At 38.1% G+C, this 17265-nt stretch carries 19 protein-coding genes and 1 other annotated feature (1 of these 20 cut by a window edge); all 19 genes read right to left on the bottom strand.

The annotated features are described in order from the left end of the window. Nucleotides 1-43 precede the first annotated feature (43 nt). The 19 genes from F0362_RS07300 to ilvB all read right to left on the bottom strand — a co-directional run bounded on the left by F0362_RS07300 (nt 44) and on the right by ilvB (nt 17064). Nucleotides 44-1015 carry a 2-hydroxyacid dehydrogenase family protein gene (locus F0362_RS07300; RefSeq protein WP_001062842.1) on the bottom strand — a complete coding sequence of 324 codons (972 nt, stop codon included), beginning with the start codon at nt 1013-1015 and terminating at the stop codon, nt 44-46. Nucleotides 1016-1159: 144 nt separating this feature from the next. Continuing rightward, complete coding sequence (locus F0362_RS07295; protein WP_001118881.1) at nt 1160-1327, bottom strand: YozQ family protein; 168 nt, start codon at nt 1325-1327, stop codon at nt 1160-1162. A gap of 67 nt (nt 1328-1394) precedes the next feature. Next, nucleotides 1395-2414, bottom strand: a complete 1020-nt coding sequence (locus F0362_RS07290; protein WP_149889718.1) for a histidinol phosphate phosphatase domain-containing protein — start codon at nt 2412-2414, stop codon at nt 1395-1397. Between the two features lie 12 nt (nt 2415-2426). Next, nucleotides 2427-2750: a phosphoribosyl-ATP diphosphatase gene (gene hisE / locus F0362_RS07285; RefSeq protein ID WP_000390407.1), complete on the bottom strand. Its 324-nt coding sequence runs from the start codon at nt 2748-2750 to the stop codon at nt 2427-2429. 10 nt (nt 2751-2760) lie between these two features. Then, entirely contained in the window at nt 2761-3066 is a 306-nt protein-coding gene (hisI, locus tag F0362_RS07280; protein WP_000803970.1) for a phosphoribosyl-AMP cyclohydrolase, read from the bottom strand. Continuing rightward, the gene (hisF, locus tag F0362_RS07275) at nt 3063-3821 is read right to left on the bottom strand and encodes an imidazole glycerol phosphate synthase subunit HisF (RefSeq protein ID WP_000880098.1); all 759 of its coding nucleotides are present in this window, start codon (nt 3819-3821) and stop codon (nt 3063-3065) included. Before hisF ends, hisI begins: the two co-directional genes overlap by 4 nt. Beyond that, nucleotides 3815-4534, bottom strand: coding sequence for a 1-(5-phosphoribosyl)-5-[(5-phosphoribosylamino)methylideneamino]imidazole-4-carboxamide isomerase (gene hisA, locus F0362_RS07270; RefSeq protein ID WP_000402302.1), 720 nt, complete (start codon nt 4532-4534; stop codon nt 3815-3817). Before hisA ends, hisF begins: the two co-directional genes overlap by 7 nt. Beyond that, on the bottom strand, nt 4507-5136 hold the full coding sequence (gene hisH, locus F0362_RS07265) for an imidazole glycerol phosphate synthase subunit HisH (RefSeq protein ID WP_000560639.1): 630 nt from the start codon (nt 5134-5136) through the stop codon (nt 4507-4509). The genes hisA and hisH overlap by 28 nt, the downstream gene beginning before the upstream one ends. Beyond that, nucleotides 5137-5721 (bottom strand): imidazoleglycerol-phosphate dehydratase HisB, encoded by a 585-nt coding sequence (gene hisB / locus F0362_RS07260; protein WP_001249957.1) that lies wholly within the window; start codon nt 5719-5721, stop codon nt 5137-5139. It abuts the gene before it with no gap. Further along, nucleotides 5721-7010 (bottom strand): histidinol dehydrogenase, encoded by a 1290-nt coding sequence (gene hisD, locus F0362_RS07255; RefSeq protein ID WP_000402925.1) that lies wholly within the window; start codon nt 7008-7010, stop codon nt 5721-5723. The genes hisB and hisD overlap by 1 nt, the downstream gene beginning before the upstream one ends. Nucleotides 7011-7021: 11 nt before the next feature. After that, entirely contained in the window at nt 7022-7657 is a 636-nt protein-coding gene (hisG, locus tag F0362_RS07250) for an ATP phosphoribosyltransferase (RefSeq protein WP_001244463.1), read from the bottom strand. Beyond that, a complete protein-coding gene (locus F0362_RS07245; protein ID WP_000170307.1) occupies nt 7633-8895 on the bottom strand; it encodes an ATP phosphoribosyltransferase regulatory subunit in 1263 nt (420 codons plus the stop codon). Before F0362_RS07245 ends, hisG begins: the two co-directional genes overlap by 25 nt. Nucleotides 8896-9203: 308 nt before the next feature. Further along, the gene (leuD, locus tag F0362_RS07240; protein ID WP_149889717.1) at nt 9204-9785 is read right to left on the bottom strand and encodes a 3-isopropylmalate dehydratase small subunit; all 582 of its coding nucleotides are present in this window, start codon (nt 9783-9785) and stop codon (nt 9204-9206) included. Continuing rightward, on the bottom strand, nt 9763-11157 hold the full coding sequence (leuC, locus tag F0362_RS07235) for a 3-isopropylmalate dehydratase large subunit (protein ID WP_000520118.1): 1395 nt from the start codon (nt 11155-11157) through the stop codon (nt 9763-9765). Before leuC ends, leuD begins: the two co-directional genes overlap by 23 nt. Then, nucleotides 11157-12221 (bottom strand): 3-isopropylmalate dehydrogenase, encoded by a 1065-nt coding sequence (gene leuB, locus F0362_RS07230; protein WP_000415349.1) that lies wholly within the window; start codon nt 12219-12221, stop codon nt 11157-11159. Before leuB ends, leuC begins: the two co-directional genes overlap by 1 nt. Nucleotides 12222-12298: 77 nt before the next feature. Next, nucleotides 12299-13819: a 2-isopropylmalate synthase gene (gene leuA / locus F0362_RS07225; RefSeq protein WP_000809591.1), complete on the bottom strand. Its 1521-nt coding sequence runs from the start codon at nt 13817-13819 to the stop codon at nt 12299-12301. Between the two features lies 1 nt (nt 13820). Beyond that, the gene (ilvC, locus tag F0362_RS07220; protein ID WP_001151718.1) at nt 13821-14831 is read right to left on the bottom strand and encodes a ketol-acid reductoisomerase; all 1011 of its coding nucleotides are present in this window, start codon (nt 14829-14831) and stop codon (nt 13821-13823) included. 26 nt (nt 14832-14857) lie between these two features. Next, a complete protein-coding gene (ilvN, locus tag F0362_RS07215) occupies nt 14858-15367 on the bottom strand; it encodes an acetolactate synthase small subunit (protein WP_000822948.1) in 510 nt (169 codons plus the stop codon). Beyond that, nucleotides 15364-17064 carry an acetolactate synthase large subunit gene (ilvB, locus tag F0362_RS07210; RefSeq protein ID WP_000095847.1) on the bottom strand — a complete coding sequence of 567 codons (1701 nt, stop codon included), beginning with the start codon at nt 17062-17064 and terminating at the stop codon, nt 15364-15366. The genes ilvN and ilvB overlap by 4 nt, the downstream gene beginning before the upstream one ends. 73 nt (nt 17065-17137) lie before the next feature. Further along, nucleotides 17138-17265, bottom strand: a binding site (T-box leader); it runs 100 nt beyond the window's last position.

The following is a 17265-nucleotide window of genomic DNA, read 5'->3' as shown; positions in this document are numbered from 1 at the left end:
ACAACCTGATTAATCGGGAGGCCTTACAAATGAAAGTCTCACTTTATTTTGTAACTAATACTTTTGGATTTACAGGTGTTACAGGTTCTTCACCGTTTAATACAGCTAAAATATTTCTTACTGCCATTTCAGCCATCGCATCACGAGTTTCGAATGTTGCATTCCCTACGTGAGGAGCAAGTACCACATTCTTTAATCCTTTTAGTTCTTCCGTAATTTTCGGTTCAAATTCAAATACGTCAAGAGCTGCTCCTTCAATTTCTTTCGTTTTTAATGCATAAGCAAGTGCTAATTCATTCATAATTGGTCCACGCGAAGCATTTATAATATATGCTGTCTTCTTCATCATTTTAAACTGTTCTTCATTGATCATATGATGTAATTTTGGATTATAGGCACAGTTAATTGTAATAAAATCTGCCGTTTGTAACAGCTCTTCTAATGTTACATATGTCGCTTCTAGTTCAGATTCAGCTTCAAACTTACGATTTGGTCCTGTATATAAAACGTTCATTCCAAATGCTTTCGCACGCTTTGCAACTGCCTTCCCGATTTCTCCAAGACCGATAACTCCAATTGTCTTACCGTGTACTTCGCGGCCCAAGAAAAATAATGGCGCCCATCCGTTAAATCCAGTTGTACGACATAACGTATCTCCTTCAGGAATTCTACGTGCTGCTGCTAAAAGAAGTGCAAATGTTAATTCTGCTGTCGCTTCAGTTGATACTTTCGGTGTATTCGTTACCGCAATCCCTTTTTCTCCTGCATGCAAGTAATCAATATTATCGTAGCCAGCACCATAGTTTGCAACAATCTTTAAATTAGGTGCCGCATCTATAACTTCTTTCGTCACCTTTGTAGAAAGTAAGCTTAACAATGCATCTTTATCTTTTACACGCTCTGTTAATTCATCTAAAGAAATTAACTCTTCTTTATCATACATTTCTACATCATGATCTTTTAATAGTTCTAATCCGATTTCTGGAATTTTCCCTGCTACTAATATTTTTGCCACTACTAACACCTCTTCTATAGAAAATAAGATATCTCTTATATTTCATTGTAAGAAATCCACTTATAAAAACCAAGGAATTTGATTATAGTTTTGAAAATCGACACTTTTCCATGAAAAAAGAGGAGATGCAACTCCCCCCTCTTCTTACGCTTTTTCCTGCGATTCTTTTCCGAGCTTCACATCAATTGTTCCTTCTGCAACTGTATCGCTAATTTGCTCCTCAATAACTGATTGAGATGTAGCATTCGTTTCAGAAGTATAAGCTTGTTGCTGTGCACCTTGTACATTTTGTTTATTTTGTTGTTTCGCCATTTCTTACCCTCCTTTTTTTCTTTCTTATTTTGAACAAAAAGGAATGTTTTCATCAAAAAATCGTGGTTCATTTTGAAATTGTTACTTCTTCTTCAAGTAGTCTCATTACTCTTGCTCGTTTCGTAAATGTTGCGATATGAGTAATACCGTGAGTTCGTAATGTTTGCACATTTTCTTTTACGTATTTCCCTAAATCATTCGGATAATGAGCATCTGAAGAAATAGTAATGGGAACACCATGTTTAGCTAACACTTGTAAATACAGTGGACTCGGGCACATTTCCCGTACAGGATAACGATAGTACAATCCCGCATTTATTTCTGTTGCGGTATTGGTTTCTACTAATGCACGGGCTATTTTCTTATAATAAGAAAGCTGTTCATTCTCATCCAACCTGTAATTAAATACTTTTATGTTATCAAGGTGGGCTATAATATCAAATAACTCGGAACGAACTGCACTCTCAACTGTTTTGAAAAGCGTATCATATAGTATATGTAAATCATGCTCTTCAAAATATTCTTTCGTATCTGGATTATCAAACCCCCAGCCGTTTAAAAAATGAACAGACCCAATTACATAATCAAAGTCTCCTAGTGCTAACAATTCTTTTAGCTCTTCTTCACAGCCAATAAAATAATCCGCTTCAATTCCAAGTTTAAGTGTAACGCCTCTTTTACTCCATCGTTCTTTCGCCTCTTCAATCGACTTTGTAAAATCGTATAGTGAAACTACTCTTACTTGGTCTAACCATTCCTTCTGTAAACGCCCAAGCTTCGAATCACTAATATTCACATATTTTTCATAATATACTTTCGACTCATGAAAGCGGTATAAATGATCCACAATCCCAACTTCTTTTATACCTTTTCGCAATGCCTCTTCTAAATATAAATCAATCCATTTCGCTGTAAATGGTCCTTCCTTCACACGTCTTTGCAGGCGTTCTTGCGTCTTCATAAGCCATTCGATAGAATGTCTTTCTTCTTGAAGCGGCTCATAATATTGTAGCGTTTCATTTATTTTGGCAAGCCAACCTATTGAATAAGGCCCTTCTTCTAAATGAAGATGATAATCCACTTTCATACATATTCCCCCTTATAACGTATCTATTTCTTTTCGTTCCCCTACTCTCGAAAGCTTTCCATTTCTTTCTTTCACTTCTTCCATAACATCTTCTAGTGAAATGTTTTTTTCGGCTAATAGAACAAAACAGTGATAAAACACATCAACCATTTCTTTTACTAGTTCTTTTTTATCATTATTTTTAGAAGCAATGATCACTTCAGAGCACTCTTCCCCAATTTTCTTTAAAATTTTATCTTCTCCTTTTGAAAATAAATAATTTGTATATGATTCTGGCACTGGATTTTCCTTTCGGTCTTCAATTGTTTCAAATAATAATTTAAGGACATCTTCCATCTTCATCCCCCTATATAACTTTATAATGAAAACATGTTTTCTCTCCCGTATGACAAGCAGGTCCTACTTGCTTTACAACAACTACAATTGAATCTTGATCACAATCTAAATAAAGGGATTGAACATACTGCATATTGCCCGATGTTTCTCCTTTATTCCATAACGATTGTCTTGAGCGAGAATAAAACCACGTCCTTTTTGTTTCTAACGTCTTTTCATACGCTTCTTCATTCATGTAAGCGAGCATTAAAACTTCTTTCGTATCTTCCTCTATCACCACTGCTGGTAATAACCCTTTTGAGAAGTTAGGCTTCATAGTCGCACCTCAACGTTTGCTTCTCTTAATTTTCTCTTTACATCCTGCACAGTCTCTTCACCATAATGAAAGATTGATGCTGCTAGCGCTGCGTCGACTGTTGTCTTTTTAAATACCTCTATAATGTGATCCGCATGACCACATCCTCCTGATGCAATTACCGGGACGGAAACGCTACTTGAAATTGCTTCTGTTAACTGAAGATCGTATCCATCCTTCGTTCCATCTGCATCCATACTCGTTAGCAAAATTTCTCCTGCCCCTAATTGTACGGCGTGCTTCGCCCATTCGATTGCATCCATTCCTGTATCAACCCTCCCGCCATTTACGTATACATTCCATTTACCTTCTGCTACTTTTCTAGCATCGATTGCTACAACAATACATTGCGAGCCAAAATGTTCTGCACCTTCCTGAATTAGTTTTGGATTCCGTACTGCTGCTGAATTAATTGAAATTTTATCCGCACCGGCTCGTAGCAGATTGTATATATCTTGAACATTAGAAATCCCCCCACCTACTGTAAGAGGAATAAATATTTTTGAGGCAGTTTTTTCTACAACATCTATCATCGTTTTTCGCCCTTCATGTGTCGCAGTAATATCTAAAAATACAATTTCATCTGCTCCCGCATCATTATATAAAGCCGCTATTTCAACAGGATCACCGACATCTTGTAATCCTATAAAATTTACACCCTTTACGACTCGCCCTTCTTTCACATCTAGACATGGAATAATTCGTTTCGCTAACATAGCTTTGTTACCTCTAGCACTTCTTCTAAATCAATTGTATTCTCGTAAAGAGCCTTACCAATGATAACACCATGTATATTCATATCATTTAACCTTTTCACATCTTGAATAGACGCCACTCCTCCAGAAGCAATGAGACGAATACCCACACTTTTTTGCAGTAACCCTAATTGCTCAAAATTTGGTCCTGCAAGTGTCCCATCTCTCGAGATGTCTGTAAATACAATCGTTTGAACACCTATACTCTCCATTTGCTTCGCTAAATGAATATAAGAAATTTCAGACACATCAAGCCAACCTCTCGTTGCTACGAAACCATTTTTCGCATCAATTCCAACAATTATTTTCTCTTTATATAGCCGAACTGCTTCCTCTAAAAATGACTTATCATAAAGAGCAGCTGTTCCTAAAATGACTTTTTCTACACCTGCTAACAATAACTTCTCCACTGCTACAAGCGATCGAATCCCTCCTCCAACTTGCACAGGAATACGTACCGCCCTGCATATTCTTTCAATGATAAACAAATTTAAAGACTCTCCAGCAATTGCACCGTCTAAATCAACAATGTGTAATATTTTCGCTCCAAGCTTTTCAAATATGATCGCTTGCGCAACCGGATCTTCATTCATAACCGTTTCTTTACTAAACTCTCCTTGATAAAGTCTGACACATCGCCCTTCTTTTAAATCGATAGCTGGGAAAATTTCCATGCTTCTACCACCCCTTTAAAATTCTTTAAAATTTGTATTCCGACTTCCCCACTTTTTTCAGGGTGAAACTGCGCTCCAAATACATTTCCTTTCGCTACAAAACCAGGTACTTGCACCCCATACTCGCTTGCCCCATACACAATCCCCTTTGGACAATCTGCATAATAAGAGTGGACATAATATACGAAAGAACCGTCTTCTATTCCATTCCAAAGTGGTATTTCTCCTTCTTTCTTCAATTCATTCCATCCCATATGTGGAATTTTATAAGGCACTTTTAATTTCCGAATAACACCTGGCAATAAACTTAATCCGCTACAGTCTTTTAATTCCTCACTTTTTTCAAATAAAAGTTGCATACCTAAACATATACCAAGGAACGGTTTCCCTAAATTCCCAATCTCTTTTAGCACAAATACTAATTTTTTTTCTTCTAGAACGTCCATCGCTTTCGGAAATGCCCCTACTCCTGGTAAAATAACGCCATCACTTCTCAATATTTCCTCTCTATCATCCGTTACGATATACTCTGCTCCAATATATTTTAATGCCTGTTCCACACTACAAATATTTCCCATCCCATAATCTACAATAGCAATCAATTACAACATCCCCTTCGTTGAATTTACACCAGTAATGTTGTCATTTTTTTCGACTGCCTCTCTAAGCGCTCGACCAAATGCCTTAAATAAAGCTTCAATTTTGTGATGTGTATTACTTCCGTATAAAATACGAGCGTGTAACGTAATATTTGCTGCATGAGCAACTGCTCTAAAAAACTCTTCCGTTAATTCTGTGTCAAAATCGCCTAATTTCGGATTTGTTAACTCGCCTTGAAACACAATATAGGAACGTCCACTTATATCAATTGCGACAAAACCTAAAGATTCATCCATCGGTACATATGCGGAACCGTACCTATTAATACTCTCTTTATTTTGCAGTGCTTCTTTCAAGCAATTTCCGAGTACAATTCCAACATCTTCAACCGTGTGATGTGCATCGACAAACACGTCACCTTCAGCTTCAATTTGTAAACCAAATCGTCCATGCCTTGCAAATAAAGTTAGCATATGATCAAAAAAACCTACTCCTGTTTGAATAGAAACATTCGTACTTTCATCAAGCTGCAAACTTAATTTAATTTTTGTTTCTGTCGTTTCACGTACTTGACTCGACTGTCGCATTATTCTTCCTCCTCAAATCTCATTTGGACTGCTCTTGCGTGTGCATATAAACCTTCTTTATTTGCAAGTTCTACAATATGATGTTGTACATTTTTTAACGCTTCCTCTGTATAAGAAAGAAAGCTTGATTTTTTTACGAAATCATCGACTGATAACGGGGAGAAAAATCTTGCTGTTCCACTTGTCGGTAAAACGTGATTCGGTCCTGCCAAATAATCGCCGAGCGGCTCTGGTGCATATGGCCCAAGGAAAATAGAGCCTGCATGTTTCACATAAGCTAGAGCATTCATTGGCTCTTTTATATGTAACTCTAAATGTTCTGGAGCTATTTCATTTGATAACTTTAGTGCCTCATCTAAAGAAGAAACGATAAAAATGGCTCCATTTCTTTTTATTGATTCACGAGCGATTTCACTTCTTGGTAATGTTTCTAACTGTCTTTCTATCTCTCTTCCTACTTCTTTAGCTAGTTCTATATTCGTTGTAATACAAATCGCTGTTGCCCTCTCGTCATGTTCTGCTTGCGATAATAAATCAGCAGCGATATATTTGGCATTGCCTGTTTCATCAGCGATAACTACAATTTCTGATGGCCCAGCAATCATATCGATATTTACTATTCCGTATACTTCTCGCTTCGCTAAAGCAACGTACAAATTTCCCGGTCCAACTATTTTATCCACTTTCGGAATCGATTCCGTCCCATACGCTAAAGCAGCGATTGCCTGGGCACCACCAGCCATATAAACTTCATCTACACCTGCAAGACCTGCGGCAGTTAATATATGCGGGTCAATTCCTCCTTGCCTTGGCGGTGTTACCATTACAATTTTTTTCACACCTGCCAGTTTGGCTGGCAATACATTCATTAATACTGAAGAGGGATACGATGCCTTCCCGCCTGGCACATATACACCTACATTTTCTAACGGTCTAATGAGCTGCCCTCTAATTATCCCATCACTTTCGCAATCAAACATAGATTGCCTCTTTTGCTTTTCATGATATGAGATAATGTTTTTCTTCGCCTCTTGTAGCGCCTCTAAAAAAGAAAGTTCTACAAACGCACTTGCTTGTTTTATTTCTTCTTCACTTACACGAAAAGTTTTAACATCCGCACCATCAAGCTTTTTTGTATAGAAAGATAAAGCCTCATCTTTACTTTCTCTTACGTTTTGAACGATTTCCCTTACACTTCTTTGAACAGTTTCTTCTATTATATTAGCGTTTTCTCGCAACACTTTTATTTTGGATAATGCCTCCTTGAAGTCTTCATAAATGATCTCCATTGTAAGCCCTCCTATTTCCCTGATAAAATTTCTTGCTCCATCATATTTATAATACTGAATATTTCGTCTTTTTTAGTTTTTAAAGCTGCCTTATTTACAATCATTCGAGCGGATATAGAATACATTTCCTCAAATACAATGAGCCCATTCTCTTGTAGTGTTTTTCCTGTTTCAACAATATCAACAATCGCATCTACTAATCCAAGAAGCGGAGCAATTTCTACAGAACCTTCTATTTTTATGATTTCTACATCTTCTCCCTTTTCGTGAAAATAATTGGAAGTGATGTGTGGATATTTCGTAGCAATTCGTTTCTTTCGGTAACTCTTCGGATTATACGTAGGAATAGAAGCGACACAAAATTTACACATACCCACTCCTAAATCCAACATTTCATATATATCTTTTTCATTTTCCATTAAAATATCTTTTCCAACGATCCCAATATCAGCTACTCCATGTTCTACATAAGTAGCAACATCAACCGCTTTTACTAAAATAAATGAAATGTTTGTATTTTTACTTTGAAAGACAAGCTTTCTCCCTTTATCTTTAAGCTCTGAACAATCAATTCCAATTTTCTCAAACAGCGGAATAACATGTTTCTCTAATCTTCCTTTCGTTAACGCAATTTGAATGTTACGCATGAAGTCTCCCCTTCTTTCTGAACGACCCATTTCTCTTTCCATACATATTCCACCAATGATTCATTCCTTGCCTCAACGACCGTTACTATTTTATTGTTTCTTGCAAATTGAAATGTGTCGTTTAAATTAGAGAATAAAGATAACTGGGCATTCTTCCCGTCCTTTCGAAGTAAGTTTCTTAACCTTTCAGCTTCCGCTAATCTATTTAATTCATAATGTATCATCATATCTATTGGCTCTCGTTCATAAGATTCTTGTTGCTCTTGAAGTGCCTTGACTATTTGATTTACTTGCACCGCGAGGCCAACCGCTGACACCATCTCTCCAAAATTCCCAATTAACTCATCGTATCTTCCACCACTAACAATCTCTTCTCCAATTTCATATATATACCCTTTGAAAATAATACCCGTATAATAGTCCAAATGTTGAATCATGCCTAAATCAATGGATATATAAGGTCCATAGCCTAGCCTTTCAACCGCTTCATATATTTCTTTCACTCTTGCAATGGCCATTTTCATTTCATTACTTGAGGCGAGTTTTTCTGCTTCCTCAATAACCTCTAAATTCCCAAATAACCTTGGTAATTTCTCAAGTAATTTTACTGTTTCATCGCACCGATCTAATTTCTTTTCTCCGATAAAATTTGAGAGAGCAGCATAATTTTTGCTTTCTATATACGTTCTAAGTACTCTCTCTTCTTCATCATGAATAGAGAGCTTTTTTACAATACATTTATATAACTCTACCTGCCCAATTTCGATTGTAAAAGATTGTACCTTCAACCTTTGTAGTGCTTGCATTACACTTATCACACATTCAATTTCAGCTCTTACATTATCAATCCCGATAATTTCAATACCACTTTGTACAATTTCATTATATTTTCCAGACAGAGACTCATTCGCCCGAAATACATTTCCACTATATGTCACCTTAAGAGGCGTATCCCACCTTTGCGTTCCAATTACTCTCGCTAAAGGAATCGTCATATCTGGACGTAACACGATAATCCGTCCCTTTTCATCAAAAAATTTATACATCTTCTCTTCATCTATCGGCCGATTTTGAAAAGCAAACACATCATAAAATTCAATTGTAGGTGTCCTTATTTCCTCATAGCCTCTCTCTAAAAATGTACGTCTTAATTTTTGTTCCACTTCTTCAATTAACGTACATTCTTCAAATAAGTAATCTCTCGTTCCATTCGGATTTGCCCGCTTCCACTTTGTCATCTGAATTCACACGCCCTTCCCTTTCTAATGTATGCCCATTCCATTCACCCAAACCGAAAATAAAAAGAGCCTTGTAGACAAAATACCTACAAGGCTCTTTAGTAGAGTGTAGGTACAACGGGAATAACCCTTGTGCCTACACGTTTTCACGTTAGGTTCAAGGGTTTCATGTATGATGATGTAGTTGTGTAAGCATTTTAATAGATTGTACGATATTCATAATACTTACTCCCTTTCTCCTCTGATTTTTCCATATTATATAACAGTTAATTCTGAATGTAAATACATTTTTAATATTCCGTTATTTCTTAATATAAAGCTACTTTTCTTTCATACCCTTCAATTTCTTGTTCATATTGCATCGTAATGGCAATTTCATCTAGACCATTTAATAATTTTTCTTTCCACATTTTCTCGATTGTAAAATGAAACCTGTGCGTATTTGTAGTAATGACTTCATTCTCTAAATCGACTTCTATTTGATCTCTCGCATTTATTTTAGCAAGTTGTTTACGCATCTCTTTATCCATTACAATCGGTAACATACCATTCTTCATACAATTCATATAAAAAATATCTGCAAATCCCCCTGCGATAATAACGCGGAAACCATAATCAGCAAGGGCCCACGGAGCATGCTCTCTTGAAGAACCGCATCCAAAATTATCACCTGTAATTAATATACTTGCTCCCTTTCGTTCTTGTGCATTAAGGGGAAAATTAGGATTTTCATGGCGCTCATTATCGTAACGCCACTCATCAAATAAATACTTTCCAAATCCTGTCCTTTCAATTCTCTTTAAGTATTGTTTCGGAATAATTTGATCTGTATCAATGTTATCATTCATAAGTACTGCGGCAGTACCTTTATGAATACGAAATGGCTCCATCGTAACTCTCCTTTCTAATATCAACAAAATGCCCATATAATGCAGCAGCTGCTGCCATAGCTGGACTTACTAAATGTGTTCTTGCCCCTTTCCCTTGCCTTCCTTCAAAATTACGATTTGAAGTAGACGCACAATGTTCTCCTTCAGGTACTTGATCTGGATTCATCCCAAGGCACATTGAGCATCCAGGCTCTCTCCATTCAAACCCCGCTTCTTCAAATATGTGATGTAAGCCTTTTTGCATTGCCCGCTCTCTCACACTTTTTGATCCTGGTACAACGAGTGCCCGCACACCTTCTTTTACCTTTTTCCCTTTTACAACGGATGCAGCAATTTCTAAGTCAGATAAACGTGAATTTGTACAAGAACCAATAAAGACATGCTTAACAGGAATTTCAAACGTACTTTGTCCAGGACTCAATCCCATATATGAAAATGCTCTTTCATCATTTTCGTTATGCTTTTCTGGTAACTTTTCATCAATAGGAACACCCATACTAGGATTTGTTCCCCAAGTTACGTATGGAGCTAGACTCGTAACATCTATTGAAATATGTAAATCATAAATCGCATCTGAATCCGTATAAAGCTCCGAACATTTTTCCGTGAAAGATTCATAGTCTTTTGGTGCATATTTACGCCCTTTTACATAAGAAAATGTTTTTTCATCCGGTGCAATAATGCCTGCTTTCGCTCCTCCTTCAATTGCCATATTACAAAGTGTCATTCTCTCCTCCATTCCCATATCACGAATCGTCTCTCCGTAGAATTCCATTACATACCCAGTCCCAACCGCTACACCGTACTTTGAGAGAAGATGTAAAATAATATCCTTTGCATAAACGCCTTTCGGTAACTTTCCTGTTAATTCAATCCCCATCGCTTTCGGTTTTCGTTGCCACAACGTTTGAGTTGCTAATACATGTTCTACTTCACTCGTACCAATACCAAACGCTAGCGCACCGAAAGCACCGTGAGTTGCTGTATGGCTATCACCACAAACAATCGTTTTCCCTGGTTGTGTGAGTCCAAGTTCCGGCCCGATAACATGAACGATTCCTTGCTCTTCATCACCAATATCAGCTAATCGCACCTCAAATTGTTTACAATTTTCACGAAGTGTATCCAATTGCTGCTTCGCAATGCGATCGGTAATATTCCAAATATCTTTCGTTGGAATATTATGATCCATCGTTGCAAACGTTAATTCCGGTCTCCGAACAATTCGATTTGCAAGCCGCAAGCCTTCAAAGGCTTGCGGTGAAGTTACTTCATGAATAAGATGAAGATCGATATATAATAAATCCAATCCATTTTCATTTGTTGTAACTACATGCCTTTCCCAAAGTTTATCTAGCAACCTTTTCCCCATTATCTTCCTCTCCCTACTAGTGCCTGCTCTTCCATTTCTTGAACAACCGCCTTCGTAAATGAAGTTGTCGTCTCATCTCCCCCAATATCAACTGTACATTTTCCAGATTGAAGAACTGCAGAAATTGCCTCTTCAATCGCATATCCTTCTCTCGTTAATCCAAATGATTGCCCAAGCATCATCGCAACCGAACGCATCATCGCAATTGGATTCACTTTATTTTTCCCTGCAATATCCGGTGCTGAACCGTGAATAGGCTCATATAAAGAAGGCCCGTTTTCCGCATGACTCGCTGATGGAAGCATTCCTAATGACCCTGCTAATACAGAAGCCTCATCACTTAAAATATCACCAAACAAATTCTCTGTTACGATAACATCAAATCTCTTTGGGTTCCGAATTAACTCCATAGCAGCTGCATCTACTAAAATATGCTCTAACTCAACATGAGGATAACGAAGAGCGACTTCTTCCGTAACAGTTCTCCATAATTTACTAGATTCTAAAACATTCGCCTTATCAATAGACGTTACTTTTTTCGATCTCTTACTCGCTAATTGAAAAGCATAAGAAACGATACGTTCAATTTCATGACGATGATACGTAAGTGTATCCGTTGCGACTTCTTCCGTTCGCTCTTTCGGATAAGAAAAATAAATACCACCTGTTAATTCACGAACGACAACGAAGTCAATTTCATCAGCATTTTTTAATGGGGATAAATGCGAAGTTGAGCTTTCTACCGTTACAGGGCGAACATTCGCAAATACACCAAGTCCTTTTCTTAAAGCTAATAATCCTTTCTCCGGTCTTTCTTTCGCACCATCCCAACGAGGTCCACCAACTGCCCCAAGTAAAACCGCATCACTCGCTAAACAAGCGGCAAGTGTTCGCTGTGGTAATGGTTGCCCCGTTAAATCAATAGCAACACCACCAAAGTGCTCATCTTGCAAATGAAAATGATGCCCATATAGTCTCTCTACCATATGCAATACTTCCTTTGCACTTTCCATAATTTCCGGGCCGACACCATCACCAGCTAAACAAACGATACGTTTTTCCAATTTTAACACTCCTTTTAACTGAATTTTCAGAACTTTATTTTGATAGGTGAGGAAAGCTTCACTCACCTATCAAACCCTTATTTTACAAGCGCTATAAACGATTTCAATTTTCCAGCTGCATGAACATATGCTCTCGCCGATGCTTCCAATACGTCTTGCGCAACACCAAAACCTGATACTTGATGCGTTCCTTCTTTTAATTCAACATGAACATGAGCAAGTGCGTCTTGACCTTGTGTAATAGATTGTATGCGATAATCTGCCAATTCACATTCTAATCCTAAAATTCTTTGGATTGCATTGTATATTGCTTCAATACTTCCAGAACCAGTCGCTGCATCTTCGTATATAGTTCCCGCCTCATCTTTCAATACAACTGTCGCACACTGTGTACTATTCGATACGAAGTGTACTTGCAATTGCGTAATGTTATATTGCTGCGCTGCAAAAGCTGCTTCACCAAGCATAAGTGCACGTAGATCTTCTTCCGTAATTTCCTTTTTACGATCAGCTAATTTTTTAAACGCTTCAAACACCACATCGCGTTCTTCGTTTGTAAATTCATAGCCTAGTTCTTTCATTTTTTCTGTAAATGCGTGACGCCCAGAATGTTTGCCAAGTACAAATAGGTTTTGAGATTCTCCTATAAGTGCTGGTTCAATGATTTCATATGTTGTCACTTCTTTTAAAACACCATCCTGATGAATGCCTGATTCGTGAGCGAAAGCATTCGCTCCCACAATCGCTTTATTTTTCGGTACAACCATACCCGTTAACCTACTTACTAATGTACTTGTCGATTTAATCTCTTTTAGCGTCATCGAAGGCTCCGCCTTATAGAAATCTTTTCTAATATGAAGAGCAACTGCGACCTCCTCTAGTGCAGCATTCCCTGCTCTTTCTCCAATGCCATTAATCGTTCCCTCTACTTGCAGTGCTCCACCTTCAACCGCAGCTAACGAATTTGCCACCGCCATCCCAAGATCATCGTGGCAATGACAAGAGAAAATCGCTTTTTCATATGAAGGAACGGATTCTTGTAAGTATTTAAATAAGGAATAGTATTCTTCTGGGTTCGTATAACCTACTGTGTCTGGAATATTGATTACATTCGCTCCTGCACGAATCGCAACTTCTACTGCTTCAGCTAAAAAATCTCTTGATGTTCTTGTCGCATCTTCTGCAGAAAATTGCACTGTCGGAAATAAAGATCTCCCAAGCGTAACCGAGCGATAAATACTATCTAACACATCTTCTTTTGACATACAAAGTTTATATTTCATATGAATATCACTCGTAGCTAAAAATACATGTAAACGAGGAGATACAGCACCTTTCACAGCTTCATATGCTCTTCGAATATCACTTTCTTTCGCTCTAGCTAAACTCATAACTGTAGCATTTTGAATGGTATTTGCGATGCGCTTTACCGATTGAAAATCGCCTTCGGAAGCTGCTGCAAAGCCAGCTTCCATGACATGAATACCTAGTCTCTCTAATTGCCTTGCAATTTGCAATTTCTCTTGTTCATTTAAATTCACTCCTGGTGATTGTTCGCCATCACGTAGCGTCGTATCCATGAACAAAATCTGCTTCATATTATTTGACCCCTGCCTTTACTCGCGGCTGTACGAAAGGCATCATTTCACGTAATTTACGTCCAACTACTTCGATTTCATGTTCATTCTCTTTCTCATTTGTCGCATGGAAATTTGGTTTTCCTGCTTTATGCTCTGCAATCCAACCTCTTGCAAATGTACCATCTTGAATTTCGGCTAGCACTGCACCCATCGCTTTCTTCGTATCTTCCGTTACAACACGTGGTCCTGATACGAAGTCGCCCCACTGCGCTGTATCTGAAACTGAATATCTCATATTTTCAAGTCCACCTTCATACATAAGGTCAACAATAAGTTTCAGTTCATGTAAACATTCAAAATATGCAAGTTCAGGCTGGTATCCTGCATCAACTAGCGTTTCAAATCCAGCTTTTACTAGCGCAGTTACTCCGCCGCAAAGTACAGCTTGCTCTCCAAATAAATCTGTTTCTGTTTCTTCTTTAAACGTCGTTTCTAATACGCCCGCTCTCGTCGCTCCAATTCCATCAGCATAAGAAAGTGCCTTTTCAGTCGCAACTCCTGTCGCATCTTGATATACGGCAAATAATGCAGGAACGGCTCCGCCTTCAGCAAACGTACGGCGTACAAGATGCCCCGGACCTTTAGGCGCTACTAGAAATACATCTACATTAGCTGGTGGTTTCACTTGATCAAAGTGAACATTAAATCCGTGTGCAAAAACGAGAGAATTTCCTGCCTGTAAATTTGGTGCAATTTCCGCTTCATATACTTCTGGCTGCAGTTCATCAGGTAATAAAATCATTACTAAATCAGCCTGCTCCGCTGCTTCTGCTACTGTATATACAGAAAATCCATCTTCTTTCGCTTTATCCCAAGATTTACCTTTTTTTAAACCTACTACTACATCAAATCCGTTATCACGCAAGTTTTGCGCATGCGCATGACCTTGCGAGCCATATCCGATGATTGCTACTTTCTTTTCTTTTAATACATTTACCGTTACATCTTTCTCATAATAAACCTTTGCCATTTTCATTTCCCCCTATATTTAAATGATTATTGAATTAACATAACTTGCTTATCTTGTTTTTTCATACTACGCGTAAATGCTGTTACACCCGTTCTAGCAATTTCTTTCAAACCGTATGGACGAAGTAATTCAATTAATGCTTCTACTTTCTCCTGCGTACCAGTTACTTGCACAACTATGGAATCCTTCCCAACATCTATTACAGCGGCTCGAAACGGTTCAATTAAACTATATAATTCTGCTCTTGCTACTGATGTTGCGACTTTAATAAGTGCAAGTTCTCTTGCGATCATCGCTTCTTCTGTAATATCTGACACTTTCAAAACATCAATTTGCTTATGAAGTTGTTTAATTAACTGCTCCACTTGCTGTTCATTTTCAACGTGTACAACAATTGTCATCCGTGATATGTCCGATGATTCTGTATGACCTACTGAAATACTTTCAATATTAAAATGTCTTCGTGTCATAACACCTGTAATTCGGTTTAACACACCACTTTGATTTCGAACTGTCGCTGTAACAATTCTCTTCACCTTTTTTCCACTCCCTCCATTTGGTGAACACCTTTCCCTGGCGCAACCATCGGCATTACCTTTTCTGATTGAAGTACACGGCAATCAATTACGACCGGTTCTTGTAATTCAATCGCATGCTGTATTTGCTTCTTTGCAAGAAGTGGATCATCTATGCGAACTCCTTTTATGCCATACGCATTCGCAAGAGCGACGAAATCTGGTTGACACGACAGTAAAGAGTGCGAGTATCTTTGATTATAAAATTCATCTTGCCATTGTCTTACCATTCCTAAAGCTTCATTATTTAAAATAAAAACTTTAACAGGTAAGGAATGTTCTTTTAAGACACTTAATTCTTGCAGGGTCATTTGAAATCCAGCGTCACCGACAATTGCAATAACTAGTTCCTCAGGCTTTGCAATTTGCGCCCCAATTGCTGCTGGAAATCCGAAGCCCATCGTTCCTAATCCACCTGAAGTTACCCATTTATCTGGATTTTTCAGCGGATAATATTGTGCGGCCCACATTTGATGTTGCCCAACATCTGTTGTTACAATCGCTTCTCCTTTCGTAAGTTCATATAACATATCAATTGCGTATTGAGGTTTAATACTTTCAGAATTTCGTTTGTAAGAGAGTGGATATTTTTCTTTTCTACCCTTTAATAAAATGAGCCAATCATGATGATTTTCTTTCTTCCCTTCTGATTGAAGTAATACTTTCAAAGCTCGCTTAGCACTTGCAACAATAGGAATTTCAGTCGGCACATTTTTTCCAATTTCTGCTGGATCAATATCGATATGTGCAACAGTCGCCTCTTTAGCAAAATAAGCTAAATTCCCAGTAAGACGATCATCAAATCTCGCACCAATATTGATCAGTAAGTCGCATTCATATAGCGCCATATTGGCTGTGTAAGAACCATGCATTCCTCCCATCCCTAGAAATAGTCCATCATCTGGCGGAAAACCACCAAGACCAAGTAACGTATGCACAACAGGAATTTCATATTTACGAGCAAAACTTGTTAATTCTTTCGAAGCTTTCGCATGCAATACACCTGCTCCAGCTAAAATTAACGGTTTTTTTGAAATCTCAATTGCTTGTAATAATTTGTTTATTTGGAGTAGATTCGGTTCATAATTAGGGTTGTACCCTGGTAAATCCATTTGCACGTCACTACATCGTTCCCCTTGTTCTACTACCATATCTTTCGGAAGATCAATTACGACTGGACCTGGTCTTCCAGTTCTAGCGATATGAAATGCTTCTTTAATAATTCGAGGTAAATCCGAGGCCTTTCGCACTTGATAATTATGTTTTGTTACTGGCATCGTAAGCCCCATAATATCCGCTTCTTGGAAAGCATCACTTCCAATTAACGTTGTTGCTACTTGCCCTGTAAATACAACAAGTGGCAATGAATCAATCATCGCATCAGCTAGACCAGTAATAACATTTGTAGCACCAGGCCCGCTTGTTGCAATTACAACCCCTGGATTTCCAGTAATTCTGGCATACCCTTCAGCTGCATGAATGGCCCCTTGCTCATGCCTTGTTAAAATATGCGGAATTTCACAGTCATAAAGCGCATCATAAAGAGGTAAAACGGCACCACCCGGATAACCGAAAATCACTTCTACGCCTTCCTTTTCTAGCGCTTCTAACAATAGCTGTGCACCAGTTGCCAGTTTCTCTTCCGTTTTTGAAGACATTGTTCTTATAAGCCCCCTTTTTAAAAAAATTTATAAATAAAAAAAATCCTACGTCCACACTCCAGCTATGTGCTGAAGGGACGAAAGATTTCGCGGTACCACCCTTCTTCGCAAGAATACTCTTGCCTCAGTGACCCATAAATGAGTCTAGCTAATAACGGAGCTACCGTCTAAGCCTAACCAAATGCTTCAGCTTAGCAC

The sequence above is a fragment of the Bacillus sp. BS98 genome, assembly GCF_008432245.1.
Classification (GTDB): Bacteria; Bacillota; Bacilli; order Bacillales; family Bacillaceae_G; genus Bacillus_A; species Bacillus_A toyonensis.
The sequence above is the reverse complement of the archived record's forward strand: the minus strand, read 5'-3'. Positions and strand labels throughout refer to the sequence as shown.